The 13154-nt window shown below is 68.8% G+C and carries 17 protein-coding genes; 5 read left to right on the top strand and 12 right to left on the bottom strand.

The features are described 5' to 3' along the window. Positions 1-182: SDR family NAD(P)-dependent oxidoreductase (locus tag AC2VOK_RS06655; RefSeq protein WP_428899771.1), on the bottom strand; the 182-nt coding region annotated here is incomplete at its 3' end. A 100-nt stretch (positions 183-282) separates the two neighbouring features. Here AC2VOK_RS06655 and AC2VOK_RS06650 point away from each other — a divergent pair. From AC2VOK_RS06650 to AC2VOK_RS06640, 3 genes are read left to right on the top strand one after another with little or no spacing between them, the layout of a single operon-like run. Then, positions 283-1236 carry a class I SAM-dependent methyltransferase gene (locus tag AC2VOK_RS06650; RefSeq protein ID WP_428899770.1) on the top strand — a complete coding sequence of 318 codons (954 nt, stop codon included), beginning with the start codon at positions 283-285 and terminating at the stop codon, positions 1234-1236. A gap of 12 nt (positions 1237-1248) precedes the next feature. Next, complete coding sequence (locus tag AC2VOK_RS06645; RefSeq protein ID WP_428899769.1) at positions 1249-2160, top strand: class I SAM-dependent methyltransferase; 912 nt, start codon at positions 1249-1251, stop codon at positions 2158-2160. Positions 2161-2169: 9 nt separating this feature from the next. Further along, positions 2170-3084, top strand: a complete 915-nt coding sequence (locus tag AC2VOK_RS06640) for a class I SAM-dependent methyltransferase (protein WP_428899768.1) — start codon at positions 2170-2172, stop codon at positions 3082-3084. Here AC2VOK_RS06640 and sppA read toward each other — a convergent pair. Continuing rightward, positions 3081-4868, bottom strand: a complete 1788-nt coding sequence (sppA, locus tag AC2VOK_RS06635; RefSeq protein WP_428899767.1) for a signal peptide peptidase SppA — start codon at positions 4866-4868, stop codon at positions 3081-3083. The two genes, AC2VOK_RS06640 and sppA, sit on opposite strands and share 4 nt — an antisense overlap. A 40-nt stretch (positions 4869-4908) precedes the next feature. Here sppA and AC2VOK_RS06630 point away from each other — a divergent pair, with 40 nt between their 5' ends. Further along, positions 4909-5835, top strand: a complete 927-nt coding sequence (locus AC2VOK_RS06630; protein WP_428899766.1) for an LLM class flavin-dependent oxidoreductase — start codon at positions 4909-4911, stop codon at positions 5833-5835. Between the two features lie 11 nt (positions 5836-5846). On the opposite strand, the gene rplO is transcribed toward AC2VOK_RS06630, so the two are convergent. The 10 genes from rplO to rplN all read right to left on the bottom strand — a co-directional run bounded on the left by rplO (position 5847) and on the right by rplN (position 10248). Further along, on the bottom strand, positions 5847-6287 hold the full coding sequence (rplO, locus tag AC2VOK_RS06625) for a 50S ribosomal protein L15 (protein WP_428899765.1): 441 nt from the start codon (positions 6285-6287) through the stop codon (positions 5847-5849). After that, positions 6284-6511 (bottom strand): 50S ribosomal protein L30, encoded by a 228-nt coding sequence (rpmD, locus tag AC2VOK_RS06620; RefSeq protein ID WP_428899764.1) that lies wholly within the window; start codon positions 6509-6511, stop codon positions 6284-6286. The genes rplO and rpmD overlap by 4 nt, the downstream gene beginning before the upstream one ends. 2 nt (positions 6512-6513) lie before the next feature. Then, complete coding sequence (rpsE, locus tag AC2VOK_RS06615; protein ID WP_421529652.1) at positions 6514-7191, bottom strand: 30S ribosomal protein S5; 678 nt, start codon at positions 7189-7191, stop codon at positions 6514-6516. 22 nt (positions 7192-7213) lie between these two features. Continuing rightward, positions 7214-7621 (bottom strand): 50S ribosomal protein L18, encoded by a 408-nt coding sequence (rplR, locus tag AC2VOK_RS06610; RefSeq protein WP_428899763.1) that lies wholly within the window; start codon positions 7619-7621, stop codon positions 7214-7216. A 2-nt stretch (positions 7622-7623) separates the two neighbouring features. Next, entirely contained in the window at positions 7624-8163 is a 540-nt protein-coding gene (gene rplF, locus AC2VOK_RS06605; RefSeq protein ID WP_421529650.1) for a 50S ribosomal protein L6, read from the bottom strand. Between the two features lie 23 nt (positions 8164-8186). After that, complete coding sequence (gene rpsH, locus AC2VOK_RS06600; RefSeq protein WP_421529649.1) at positions 8187-8585, bottom strand: 30S ribosomal protein S8; 399 nt, start codon at positions 8583-8585, stop codon at positions 8187-8189. Between the two features lie 225 nt (positions 8586-8810). Continuing rightward, the gene (locus AC2VOK_RS06595) at positions 8811-8996 is read right to left on the bottom strand and encodes a type Z 30S ribosomal protein S14 (protein WP_144949719.1); all 186 of its coding nucleotides are present in this window, start codon (positions 8994-8996) and stop codon (positions 8811-8813) included. A 2-nt stretch (positions 8997-8998) separates the two neighbouring features. After that, entirely contained in the window at positions 8999-9562 is a 564-nt protein-coding gene (rplE, locus tag AC2VOK_RS06590; RefSeq protein ID WP_421529648.1) for a 50S ribosomal protein L5, read from the bottom strand. Then, on the bottom strand, positions 9562-9879 hold the full coding sequence (rplX, locus tag AC2VOK_RS06585; protein WP_421529647.1) for a 50S ribosomal protein L24: 318 nt from the start codon (positions 9877-9879) through the stop codon (positions 9562-9564). The genes rplE and rplX overlap by 1 nt, the downstream gene beginning before the upstream one ends. Further along, on the bottom strand, positions 9880-10248 hold the full coding sequence (rplN, locus tag AC2VOK_RS06580) for a 50S ribosomal protein L14 (RefSeq protein WP_003403649.1): 369 nt from the start codon (positions 10246-10248) through the stop codon (positions 9880-9882). It abuts the gene before it with no gap. A 305-nt stretch (positions 10249-10553) separates the two neighbouring features. Here rplN and AC2VOK_RS06575 point away from each other — a divergent pair. Further along, the coding region (locus tag AC2VOK_RS06575) for an SNF2-related protein (protein WP_428899762.1) at positions 10554-13154 on the top strand (2601 nt) is incomplete at its 3' end.

The following is a 13154-nucleotide window of genomic DNA, read 5'->3' as shown; positions in this document are numbered from 1 at the left end:
GCGGTTTCGTGGATGATGCCCATCCGGCCACCGACGCTGGACACGTTGACCACCAGGCCCGATCCTCGCGCCAGCATTCGCGGCAGCAGAGCCAGCGTCAGTCGCATCGGGGCGAAGAAGTTGACCCGCCCCGAGGACGCACCCGTGATCAGCACCCGTTTCCCGGCCGCCGCGTATGCCATCCGTCAAGGTTGCCGCGCTTCGGCCCCGGCGTACAGTGGCAGAAGCTGTTACATTGACTAATTATTAACTGAGATGGACTAACTACTTAGGGGTACGACGATGACTTCCACCGGCTCCCGGTACGACGGAGACACCTGGGACCTCGCGTCCAGCGTCGGGGCGACGGCGACCATGGTCGCGGCCGCGCGCGCGATGGCCACCCGCGCCGAGCGTCCGCTGATCGAGGATCCGTTCGCCGAGCCGCTGGTGCGGGCGGTGGGCGTGGACCTGCTCGCTCGCCTGGCGAGCGGTGAACTGGACCCGGGCGAGCTCAACGACGTGCATGACGGCGCCACCGGCTCCGCCGGGGCCATGTCACGCATGGCCGACAACATGGCCGTGCGCACCAAGTACTTCGACGAGTTCTTCCTGGCATCCACCGGGGCGGGCATCAGGCAGGCCGTCATCCTGGCCTCCGGGCTCGACGCCCGCGCCTACCGCCTGCCGTGGCCGGCCGGGACGGTCGTCTACGAGGTGGACCAGCCGCAGGTGATCGAGTTCAAGTCCCGCACGCTGGCCGGCCTGGGTGCCGCACCCACAGCCGACCGTCGCGTGGTGGCCGTGGATCTGCGCGACGACTGGCCCACCGCCCTGCGCGCCGCTGGGTTCGATCCGGCGCAGCCGACCGCCTGGAGCGCCGAGGGGCTGCTCGGGTATCTGCCGCCGGAGGCCCAGGACCGCCTGCTGGACACCATCACCGAGCTCAGCGCGCCGGGCAGCCGGCTGGCCACCGAAAGCGCGCCGGCGCCCGGGCCCGGTGACGAAGAAAAGATGAAGGGACGCATGCGGGCCATCTCCGAGCGCTGGCGCGCGCACGGTTTCGACCTCGACATGGCCGGGCTGGTCTACTTCGGCGACCGCAACGAAGCGGCCCCCTACCTGGCCGAGAGCGGCTGGCGGGTGGACAGCGTCAGCATCCGGGAGCTGTTCGTGGCCAACGGGCTGCCGCCCCTGCAGGACGACGACATGCGCATGGGCGAAATGCTCTACACCAGCGGCACCCTCGAGAAATAGGAGCGCAATCCGATGACCAAGAATCCGGGACGAACCGAGGGTGACAGCTGGGATCTGGCGTCCAGCGTGGGCGCGACCGCCACCATGGTCGCGGCCTCCCGCGCGCTGGCCTCCCAGGGGCCCGACGCGCTGCTCGACGATCCGCTGGCCGATCCCCTGGTGCGCGCGGTGGGGCTGGACCCGTTCATCCGCATCATCGACGGCGAACTCGACTTCGACGACGACCCGCTGCTCAACCGCAGAGCGCGGGTCGAGCAGATGACGGTCCGGACAAGGTTTTTCGACGACTTCTTCACCGGTGCCGCCGAAGCCGGCGTCCGGCAGGCGGTGATCCTGGCGTCGGGCCTCGACACCCGCGCCTACCGGCTGCGGTGGCCCGCGGGCATGGTGGTCTACGAGGTGGACCAGCCGCAGGTGATCGAATTCAAGACGCAGATCCTGGCCGACCTGGGCGCCGCGCCGACTGCCGAGCGCCGCGCCATCGGCATCGACCTGCGCGACGACTGGCCGGAGGCGTTGCGGCGCGGCGGTTTCGACGTCGGCCGGCCGACCGCGTGGAGCGCCGAGGGGCTGCTGCCCTATCTGCCGCCACAAGCCCAGGACCGGCTGTTCGACCACATCACCGCGCTCAGCGCACCCGGCAGCCGGCTGGCCACCGAGCACGTGCCGGACCCCAACGCCTTCACCGACGAGCGGTTGCAGCGCATCACCGAACGTTGGCAGCGCGCCGGTTTCGACCTCGACGCGGCCGACCTGTTCTATCAGGGTGAGCGCAGCGTCGTGGTCGACTACCTGAACGGCCACGGGTGGCAGGTGGCGGCCCATGCGGTCAGGGACCTGTATGCGCAGAACGGTTTCGAGTTTCCCCAGGAGCTGACGGCCGCCTTCGGCGACCTGAATTACGTCGCGGCAACCCTGAAGTAGGGTCGTCTGATGCCTCGCGCACACGACGACAGCTGGGACCTGTCCTCTGGTGTGGGCGTGACCGCGACGATGGTCGCGGCCGGGCGCGCCATGGCAACCCGGGACCCGCGCGGACTGATCAACGACCCGTTCGCCGAGCCGCTGGTGCGCGCCGTCGGGGTGGATTTCTTCACCATGATGATGGACGGCGAACTCGACCCGGCAGCTTTCGAGAACGCCTCGCCGGCGCGCCTGCAGGCGATGATCGACGGAATGGCTTTGCGCACCAGGTATTTCGACGACTACTTCGTCGCGGCCACCGCGGCAGGGGTACGTCAGGCGGTCATCCTCGCGTCCGGGCTCGACGCCCGCGCCTACCGGTTACCGTGGCCGTCCGGCACGGTGGTCTACGAGATCGACCAGCCCGAGGTGATCGACTTCAAGTCCAACGCCCTATCCGGCATCGGCGCCGAACCCACCGCGGTGCGGCGCACCGTCCCGATGGATCTGCGCGCCGACTGGCCCGCCGCACTCACCGCGGCCGGACTGGACACGGCGTCGCCGACGGCGTGGCTGGCCGAGGGGCTGTTGATCTACCTGCCGCCGGACGCCCAGGACCGGTTGTTCGACAACATCACTGCGCTCAGCGTGCCGGGCAGCACCATCGCGACCGAATTCGTGCCCGGCATCGTGGATTTCGACGCTGAGCGGGTGCGGGAGATGTCCAGGCCGTTCCGGGAGCACGGCGTCGACATCGACATGGCGTCGCTGGTCCACGCCGGCGAACGCAACCATGTCGTGGACTACCTGCGGTCGAAGGGCTGGGACGTCGAGGCCGTGACCCGGACAGAACTTTTCCAGCGCCACGGGATGGACGTGCCTGCCCCCGAGGAAGACGACCCGCTCGGCGAGATCATCTTCATCAGCGGCACCCGCACGTCCTAGAGCCGCGAGGGCCCCAGCCACAACGCGTTCGCGCCGTTCAGCGTCTGTTCGAGGTTGTCCAGAATCCCGGCGACGGCGCGGCCCACCAATGCGCCCAGCGCGTCGGGCAGCGACGCGGCGACGGGCTGGGAGGACGGACGCGGCCGCACCATGTCCAGCAGTGAATGACCCGGATAGCCGACCAGGCGGACGTGGGCGTCCGCGTCGAAGCCGGCCAGGATCTTGGCCCGGCGCACCGCGGCCCGCAGCCCGCCGAGTTCGTCGACCAGACCGCGCTCGAGCGCGTCGGCGCCGGTCCAAATCCGTCCCCGGGCAACGGCTTCCAGAGCCTCGGTGTTCAAGTTGCGCCCCACGGCGGCCCGCTCGACGAAGTCGGCGTAGAACAGGTCCACCTCGGCTTCGCGATGGGCCTGCTGCTCCGGGGTGAAGGGCGCGTCGGCCGACCAGGCATCGGCATTGGCGTTGGTGCGCACGGTGTCCGAACCGACACCCAGGCGCTGCTTGAGGTCACGGACCACCAGCTTGCCGCTGAGCACCCCGATCGAACCGGTGATGGTGCCCGGATTCGCCACGATCGCGTCGGCTCCCATCGCCGCGTAGTAGCCGCCGGAGGCGGCGACCGCGCCCATCGACGCCACCACCGGCTTGCCGCGCTCGCGCGCCCGCATCACCTCGCGCCAAATGGTTTCCGAGGCGCTGACCGAGCCGCCGGGGCTGTCGATGCGCAGGACGATCGCGGCCACCGAATCGTCCGCAGCTGCCGCGCGCAGCGCCGCAGCAATGGTGTCGCCGCCCACCGAGGAGTTGCCGAACGGCAGGAACTGCGGGCCGCCGCGTCCGTTGACAATCGGGCCGTCAAGGGTGACCACGGCCAGCGTCGGCGCGGGTTTGCGGCCCGGTACCGAGGGCACGGGCGGGACGAGGCGCGCCCGTGCCGCGCCCGCGTAGCGCGTCAGGTACAGCCGGGGCGGTTCGTCATCGTCCGAAACGTCCTCGACGCCAGCCATTTCCGCTATCCGGGCGTAGGCTTGGTCGCGGAAGCCGATCCGGTCGACCAGACCGGAGGACACGGCGTCGTCACGCAGCAGCGGGGCCCGGTCGGCCAGCGCGTCGAGCGACTGCGGGTCGATGGTGCGGGACTGGGCTACCGCCTGCCACACCTGGTCCTGCAGGCTTTCCAGCATCCGGGTGACAGCCTCGCGGTGCGTCTGGGTGAAGCCGTTCTCGGTGAACAGGTTCGGCGCCGACTTGTACTCCCCGCGGGCGACGAATTGCGCTTCGACACCGGCCTTGTGCAGCGCGTCGCGCAGGAACAGCGCGTTGGTGGCGAAGCCGATCAGCCCGACCGTGCCCGACGGTTGCATCCAGACCTCACGGAACGCCGAGGCCAGGTAGTACGACAGCGTGCCGGGGTAGGTCTCGGCCCAGGCCAACGACGGCTTGGCGGCACTGAAGGCCGCGATGGCCTCGCGCAGCTCCTGGACCGCCGCCGCCGGGGACGCCGCAAGCTGCACGCGGGCGATCATCCCAGCGACCCGGGGATCCTCGGCGGCGCGGTGGATCGCTGCCACCATGTCGCGCAGCGCCATCGGCCGGCCGCCCCCGGTGATGATCGCCAGCGGGTCGAAGCCCGTCGTCTCCGGCGGGACCGCCCGCAGGTCGAACTCGAGCACGCAACCGTTGGGCACGCCGTGGTGGCGTGCGGTGTCGAGCCGGCCGGCCAGGGCACGGACGTCTTTACCGAGATCGGGGAGACTGGGAATCGAAGGCAGGAACGCAGACATATCCTCCCAGCGTACCGATCGCCCACCGTACGGTGGGGGGGTGAGGTTCTCCATCGCCATCCCGCAATTCGACTACGACGGCTTCGACGCGACAGGGCTGCGCTCCTATCTCGCGCGCGCCGAGGAGCTGGGGTTCGAGGCGGGCTGGGTACTCGAGCAGATCGTCGGGGCGGCTCCGCTGCTGGCGCCGCTGGAGCTGCTGGCGTGGTGCGCGGCGAGCACGCAGCGCCTGCGACTGGGTGTGGCCGTCCTGGTGACGTCACTGCACGATCCGCTGCAGCTGGCTTCGGCCGCGACCGCTGTGGACCGGCTCAGCCACGGACGGCTGGACATCGGCGTGGGCACCGGCGGCGGCTCGCGCCGGTTCGCCGCGTTCGGCGTGGACAAGTCGACGTATCTCTCCTACTTCACCGAGGGGCTGGAGCTGATGAAGGCGGCCTGGTCCGACCAACCGCGGGTGACGTTCCGCGGCCGGTACCGAGACGTCGTCGACCTGCCCATCGCGCCCAAGCCGGTCCAGCGGCCGCACCCGCCGATCTGGTTCGGCGGGCTGGCGCCCACGGCGTTGGCCAGGGCGGTGCGCCACGGAGACGCGTTCCTGGGCGCCGGCTCCTCGACCACACGAGCGTTCGCCGGAGCAGCCGCGACGGTGCGCCGCGAACTCGACGAGCAGCACAAGGATGCGGCGCACTTCACCATCGGGAAGCGGGTCTACCTGATGGTCGACGACGACGCGGCGCGGGCCCGCGAGCGGGTGCTCGCCGGGTTGCGGCGAATCTACGGCACGATGCCCGGCGTCGAGGACGTTCCGGTCTCGGGCACGCCCGACGACGTGGCGCGCGGGCTGCGCGAGGTGATCGACGCCGGGGCCCAGACGCTGCTGCTCAATCCCGTGGGCACCGATGTGCCGGAGAACCGCGAGCAGATGGAACGCCTTGCCGCGGAAGTTATCCCGCAGCTCACCTGATGCCGCGAGGTCTAGAGCTCGGTAGCCGAGCCGCCCGCGGCGCTGATCTTCTCGCGCGCGCTGCCGCTGAACTTGTGCGCGGAAACCTCGACCTTGACGGCCAGCTCACCGTCGCCGAGTACCTTGACCAAGCAGTTCTTGCGCACCGCGCCCTTGGCCACCAGCTCGTCGACCCCGATGGCGCCGCCCTGCGGGAACAGCCGGTTGATGTCTCCGACATTGACGATCTCGTACTCGGTGCGGAACCGGTTGCGGAATCCCTTGAGCTTGGGCAGCCGCATGTGGATCGGCATCTGCCCGCCCTCGAAGGTCGCCGGCACTTGCTTGCGCGCCTTGGTGCCCTTGGTGCCACGGCCCGCGGACTTGCCCTTGGAGCCCTCGCCGCGGCCCACGCGGGTACGGGCGGTCTTCGACCCGGGCGCTGGGCGCAGGTCGTGCAGCTTGATCGTCACTGTGTTTTCCCTTCGGGCGTATTCCCTTCGGGCGTTTTCCCTTCGGGCACCGACTCCACCTCGACGAGATGGTGCACCACCGCGATCAGCCCGCGGGTCTGAGCGTTGTCTTCACGGATCACCGAGTGGCGGATCCGCCGCAGGCCCAGGGTGCGAAGGCTCTCGCGCTGCTTCCAGCGCGCACCGATCGTGCCGCGCACCTGGGTGATCTTGAGGTCTGCCATCGTTATGCCGTTCCTTCACGTGCGGCCGCCGCGGCCAGCGCGTCACTTTCCCGTCGCGCCCGCAGCATCCCGGCCGGGGCGACGTCCTCGATCGGCAGACCGCGGCGAGCGGCCACCTCCTCGGGGCGCTGAAGCATTTTGAGCGCAGTAACGGTGGCATGCACCACGTTGATCGCGTTGTCGCTGCCCAACGACTTGGCCAGGATGTCGTGCACGCCAGCGCATTCCAGCACCGCGCGCGCCGCACCGCCGGCGATCACACCCGTTCCCGGGCTGGCGGGGCGCAACAGCACGACGCCCGCGGCGGCTTCGCCCTGCACCGGGTGGGTGATGGTGCTGCCGATCAGCGGGACCCGGAAGAAGCCCTTGCGCGCTTCCTCGACGCCCTTGGCGATCGCGGCCGGAACCTCTTTGGCCTTGCCGTACCCGACACCGACCATGCCGTTGCCGTCGCCCACGATGACCAGGGCGGTGAAGCTGAAACGCCGTCCGCCCTTGACCACCTTGGAGACGCGGTTGATGGCGACGACCCGCTCCAGGTAGTTGCTCTTGTCTCCGTCGCGGTCTCGATCACGACCACCGCGGCCACCACTGTCGCGACCGCGACCGCGGCCGTCGCGGTCACCACGTGAGTCGCGGCTGTTCTGGGCGCCCTGCCCGCCGGCCGACTGCTCCGCCATTATGCGGTCCTTCCAGTTGTCATCAGAACTTCAATCCGCTTTCGCGTGCGGCATCGGCCAGCGCCGCGATCCGACCGCCGTAGGAGTACCCGCCACGGTCGAACACCACGCTGTCGATGCCGGCGGCCCTGGCGCGCTCCGCGATCAACTGGCCCACCCGCACGCTGTGGGCTTTCTTGTCTCCCTGCAGCCCGCGCACGTCGGCCTCGGTCGACGACGCGGCCGCCACCGTGGTGCCGTTCTCGTCGTTGACCAGTTGCACGTGGATGTGCCGCGCGGACCGGTTCACCACCAGCCGCGGACGTTGCGGGGTGCCCGAGACCTTCTTGCGCAGCCGCGCGTGCCTGCGCAGGCGGGATACCCGCCGGGTCGCGGAGATGTTGTGCCCCACCGGCTTTCGCGCGGCGGTGTCGGATTGTGATTGCGCCATGACTACTTACCTGTCTTTCCGACCTTACGGCGGATCTGCTCACCCTGGTAGCGCACGCCCTTGCCCTTGTAGGGGTCCGGGCGGCGCAGGCGGCGGATGTTCGCCGAGATCTGGCCGACTTGTTGCTTGTCGATCCCCGAGACCGAGAACTTCGTCGGCGATTCGACCGCGAACGTGATGCCCTCGGGCGCCTCGATCACGACCGGGTGGCTGTATCCCAGCGCGAATTCCAGGCTGGAACCCTTGAGCTGCACCCGGTAGCCGACCCCGAAGATCTCCATCTTGGTGGTGTAACCCTGGGTGACGCCGGTGACCAGGTTGGACACCAGCGTACGGGACAGTCCGTGTAGCGAGCGGTTGCGCCGCTCGTCGTCGGGACGGTTCACCACGATCGCGCCGTCCTCGCTGCGCTCCACGGTGATCGGCTCGGCGACCGTCAGGTCCAGGGCGCCCTTGGGGCCCTTGACCGAGACCTGCTGTCCATCGATCGTTACGTCGACCCCGGAAGGAACCGGAATCGGCCGTTTACCAATACGCGACATCTGTGTTTACGCTGCCTCTCCCACTACCACACGTACGCGAGGACTTCGCCGCCCACGCCCTGTCTGGCCGCCTGACGGTCGGTGAGCAGGCCCGAGGAGGTCGAGATGATCGCCACGCCCAGTCCGCCGAGCACCCGCGGCAGGCTGGTGGATTTCGCATACACCCGCAGGCCCGGCTTGGATACCCGTCGCAACCCCGCGATGCTGCGCTCCCGGCTGGGCCCGTACTTGAGCTGGACCACCAGGGCTTTGCCCACCCGGGCGTCTTCGGTCCGGTAGTCGCTGATGTAGCCCTCGCTCTTGAGGATCGCGGCGATGTTGGCCTTGATCTTGGAGTGCGGCAGGCTCACCTCGTCGTGGTACGCCGAATTGGCGTTGCGCAGACGCGTCAAGAAGTCCGCGATCGGGTCCGTCATCGTCATTTGCGCCCGATCCTCCTCATCGCTTGCGCTCCGCAGCGTCGCTGGGCCGTCATCGAGCGGTGCTCCTGTCCATCGCGGCGCTCTGCTTGGTCTTAGTATCAGTCGTTGTCTTAGTCGCGGTCATGACGGTGTCTGTCACCTTCCTCGCGGTGGTTCCCGGCCGAAGACTTCGCATGGGGCCTGCCGCGCACACTGTTCTGGGGTCGTCAAACCCTGGTGGGCCCGTTACCAACTGCTCTTCTGCACACCGGGCAGTTCGCCGGCGTGCGCCATCTCGCGCAGGCAGATCCTGCACAGCCCGAACTTGCGGTAGACCGCACGCGGGCGCCCGCACCTGTTGCAGCGGGTATAGGCGCGCACCGCGAACCGTGGCTTACGCGCCGCCTTGTTGACCAGTGCCTTCTTCGCCATCGTCAGTTCTCCTTGAACGGAAAGCCAAGGGCCCGCAGCAGCGCTCGCCCTTCGTCGTCGGTCGTCGCGGTGGTCACGACGTTGATGTCCATGCCTCGGACCCGATCGATCTTGTCCACGTCGATCTCGTGGAAGACCGACTGCTCGGCCAGTCCGAAGGTGTAGTTGCCGACGCCGTCGAACTGTTTGGGCGACAGGCCGCGGAAGTCGCGGATGCGCGGCAGCGCGATCGACGTGAGTCGGTCGAGGAACTCCCACATGCGGTCCCCACGCAGGGTGACCCGGGCTCCGATCGGCATCCCCTCGCGCAATTTGAACTGCGCGATGGACTTGCGCGCCTTGCGGATCTCGGGTTTCTGCCCGGTGATCAGCGCCAGATCGTTGACCGCGCCGTTGATCAGCTTGGCATCCCGGGCTGCCTCACCGACGCCCATGTTGACGACGACCTTGGTGACGGTAGGAATCTGCATGACGTTGCGGTAGCCGAACTGCTCGTTCAGCGAATCGCGAATTTCGTTGCGGTAACGTTCTTTCAGCCGCGGTGCGACTCTTTGCGCAGTTGTCATCAAATGTCCTCGCCGTTGCGCTTGGAGATACGGACTCGCTTGCCTGTCTCCTCGTCCACCCGGTAGCCGACCCGCGTGGGCTTGCCGTCGGAGTCGACCACCATCACGTTGGAGACGTGGATCGCAGCTTCCTGGGTGACGATCCCGCCCGAGCGCGCCCCGCGCTGGTTGGTCGAGACCGCGGTGTGCTTCTTGATCCGGTTCACACCCTCGACCAGCACCCGGTTGCGCTCCGGGTAGGCCTGCAGGACTTTGCCTTTGGCCCCTTTGTCCTTGCCCGCGATCACCAGCACGGTGTCGCCCTTGCGGACCTTCATCTACAACACCTCCGGAGCCAGCGAGATGATCTTCATGAAGCGCTTCTCGCGCAGTTCGCGGCCGACGGGACCGAAGATGCGTGTCCCACGCGGGTCGTTGTCCGGCTTGATGATGACGGCCGCGTTCTCGTCGAACTTGATGTAGCTGCCGTCGGGGCGCCGGCGCTCCTTGACGGTGCGCACCACGACGGCTTTGACGACGTCGCCGCGCTTGACGTTGCCGCCGGGGATGGCGTCCTTGACGGTGGCCACGATGACGTCCCCGATGCCCGCGTAGCGTCGCGACGAGCCACCGAGCACCCGGATGCACAGGATCTCCTTGGCGCCGGTGTTGTCGGCGACCTTCAGCCGCGATTCCTGCTGAATCACTCGATCTCCTGACCTGGTTTACGTGTGCACGGCAGGACAAGCCCAGGAGCCTGACGTGCGCGGTCTTCGTCGCCGAAGGGCACGCAGGGCCGGCAGGAAAAGCTTGACGCTCGCCACGCACCGGCCGAGGTCTGCCCACGGCAACCCCTGAAGTCTAGGCGACGACCAGCTCAGAGCCAAATTCGTCTCTCGGGGGCGGCGCGTGGCAGGTCACGTCTATCACAGTGAACTCATCTGTCACGACTTTGGCGTGTCGCGCGGTGTGGTCGGGGTTTCGTGTCCGAGTCTGGCGTTACGGTGCCGCCATGGGCGGTGTGCAGGTTCCCTCGATCAACCTTTCGGGCGTCCTGGAATTGGTGGGCGGGGACACGTATCGACGGGGCTTCGCCTACGCGCGTGAGGGCAGGGTGCTGCGGTGCCTGTGGGATCAGACGACGCACAACCTGGTCGGCAGTGTGCGAGGGAGCCAGGGTCGCAACTACACGACGACGGTGCGGCTGCGGCCGGGCGCGTCCGGGACCTGGGGTGCCGACAGCGGGATGTGCAGCTGCCCGGTGCGGGCGAACTGCAAGCATGTCGCGGCACTGGTGATCACCGCCACCGCGTCACCGAAGACACCGACCCGCGTCGTGCATCCTGTGCCGGCGCTGCCGGCGTGGCGGCAGTCGCTGGACGCGCTGGTGCCCGCGGTCGCGACGCACGGTCACGCCGGGACACCGATCGCGATCGAGCTGAACCTGGCGACGGGCGGGCCGGTCCCGACGCTCGACGCACGGCTGGTTCGCGCCGGTAAGCGTGGCGGCTGGGTGGCCGGTGACCTGAGCTGGGGCAAGCTGTCGATGCTGCGGTACGGCGGCTATTGCGACGACCACCTTCGGGTGCTGCAGGAATTGCTCACTGCCTACCGGGCGTCGAGCCCCAATCCTTCCGGCTATTACGGGTATTCGTACGGCAACTACGGCAACTACGGCAACTACGGCGATGTGAAGACGATCTCGCTGTTGCGATTCGAGTCCCCGCAGTTGTGGCCGTTGCTGGACGAGGCGCGCCGGGTCGGGGTGCGCCTGGTGACGGCCCAGCCGCCGCAGGAGGTGCCGGCCTACGGTGCGGCGCAGCTGTGCCTGGACGTCACCGCCGACGCGGCGGGCGATCTGAGCGTCCGGCCCGCGCTTCGGGTCGACGGTGTGGCGGCACGGCCCGTGGCGTTCATCGGGTCCTCGGGTCACGGCGCGGTGTACAACGACGGCGGCGTGCGGCTGGCGCGCCTGGAGCGTCCGGCGCCCGAAGCGTTGCAGCGCATGGCGTGTGGTGGCGAGCCGCTGGCCATTCCGGCCGGCGAGGCGGCGGGCTTCGCCGCCGAGTACTACCCGCGGCTGCGCCAGATCGCGGCCGTCACTTCCTCCGACGAGTCGTTCACGCCGCCGGAGATCGTGGGACCGACGCTGGTGTTGCGGGCCGACTACGGCGGCGCGCACGAACTGGAGCTGAGCTGGGAATGGGCCTACCGGATCGGCGACAACGAGCTTCGCGCGGCGTTCGGGGCCGAGGAGTACGTCGCGTCCCGCGACCTGGACGCCGAACGGGCCTTGGCGGCCCGCATCGAGGTGCCTTTGGAGCGCTGGGGCTTGCGCGGCGCCGACGGCACACTGCTCTCGGGGGTGCGGTTGTCGGGCCTGGACACCATGCGGTTCGCCACCGAGATCCAGCCGCGGCTGGCCGAGCTTTCCGACGTGGTGGTGGAGGTGGCCGGAGATCCGGCCGACTACCGGGAGGCGGGTGGCTCGCTGGTCATCGCGGTGCGCACCGACGCGGTGCCCGGCGAGACGGACTGGTTCGACCTGGGTGTCACCATCAGCATCGAGGGCAAAAAGATCCCGTTCGTCAGCGTGTTCACCGCGCTGGCGTCCGGGCAGTCGCACCTGCTGCTTGCCGACGGCGCCTACTTCGCCCTGGACAAACCGGAGCTGGTCACGCTGCGCCGGCTCATCGAGGAGGCCCGCGCGCTCACCGACGGCGACGAGGGGCCGCCACGGATCAGCCGATTCCAGGTCGGGTTGTTCGACGAGCTGGCCGAGCTGGGTGTGGTGACGCGCCAAGCCCGCCAGTGGCGGCGCCAGGTCGGCGGGCTGCGCGCGCTGCAGGGCGTGGAGCCCGCGGAAATGCCGAGCGGCCTGCGGGCCGAGCTGCGGCCGTATCAGGCCGAGGGGTTCTCCTGGCTGGCGACCCTGCACGCCCACGGACTTGGCGGGGTCCTGGCCGACGACATGGGCCTGGGCAAGACGATCCAGACGTTGGCGCTGATCTGCCGCGTCCGCCAGAACAATCCGGAGATGGCCCCGTTCCTGGTCGTCGCCCCGGCCAGCGTGGTGGCCAACTGGGCCGCCGAGGCCAAGCGGTTCGCGCCCGAATTGTCGGTGGTGGCCCTCTACGACACGCTGCGCCGCGCCGGCGCCGACCTCGACGAGTTGGCCGCGGGCGCCCACATCGTGGTCACCTCCTACACGCTGTTCCGGCTCGACTTCGACGCCCACGCAACCCGGACGTGGTCCGGGCTGATCTTCGACGAGGCCCAGTACGTCAAGAACCATCACGCCAAGACCTACCAGTGCGCCCGCAAGCTGGCCGCACCGTTCAAGCTGGCCATCACGGGCACCCCGATGGAGAACAACCTCATGGAGCTGTGGTCGCTGCTGTCGATCACCGCGCCCGGACTGTTTCCCAGCCCGACCAAGTTCGCCGACTTCTACGCCAAACCCATCGAAAAGGCCGGCGACGCGGAGCTTTTGGATCTGTTCCGGCGTCGCATCAAGCCGCTGGTCAAGCGCCGCACCAAAGAGCTCGTGGCCGCCGAACTGCCCGCCAAACAGGAGCAGGTCCTCGACGTCGAGCTGCCGCCGCGACACCGC

The sequence above is a fragment of the Mycobacterium sp. TH-M116 genome, from assembly GCF_057473685.1.
The sequence above is the reverse complement of the archived record's forward strand: the minus strand, read 5'-3'. Positions and strand labels throughout refer to the sequence as shown.

Coding starts and splice junctions, on each gene's coding strand:
- AC2VOK_RS06650 (WP_428899770.1), top strand. CDS start 283: ATGACTTCCACCGGCTCCCGGTACGACGGAGACACCTGGGACCTCGCG.
- AC2VOK_RS06645 (WP_428899769.1), top strand. CDS start 1,249: ATGACCAAGAATCCGGGACGAACCGAGGGTGACAGCTGGGATCTGGCG.
- AC2VOK_RS06640 (WP_428899768.1), top strand. CDS start 2,170: ATGCCTCGCGCACACGACGACAGCTGGGACCTGTCCTCTGGTGTGGGC.
- sppA (WP_428899767.1), bottom strand. CDS start 4,868: ATGTCTGCGTTCCTGCCTTCGATTCCCAGTCTCCCCGATCTCGGTAAA.
- rpmD (WP_428899764.1), bottom strand. CDS start 6,511: ATGGCAGACCTCAAGATCACCCAGGTGCGCGGCACGATCGGTGCGCGC.
- rpsE (WP_421529652.1), bottom strand. CDS start 7,191: ATGGCGGAGCAGTCGGCCGGCGGGCAGGGCGCCCAGAACAGCCGCGAC.
- rplR (WP_428899763.1), bottom strand. CDS start 7,621: ATGGCGCAATCACAATCCGACACCGCCGCGCGAAAGCCGGTGGGGCAC.
- rplF (WP_421529650.1), bottom strand. CDS start 8,163: ATGTCGCGTATTGGTAAACGGCCGATTCCGGTTCCTTCCGGGGTCGAC.
- rpsH (WP_421529649.1), bottom strand. CDS start 8,585: ATGACGATGACGGACCCGATCGCGGACTTCTTGACGCGTCTGCGCAAC.
- AC2VOK_RS06595 (WP_144949719.1), bottom strand. CDS start 8,996: ATGGCGAAGAAGGCACTGGTCAACAAGGCGGCGCGTAAGCCACGGTTC.
- rplE (WP_421529648.1), bottom strand. CDS start 9,562: ATGACAACTGCGCAAAGAGTCGCACCGCGGCTGAAAGAACGTTACCGC.
- rplX (WP_421529647.1), bottom strand. CDS start 9,879: ATGAAGGTCCGCAAGGGCGACACCGTGCTGGTGATCGCGGGCAAGGAC.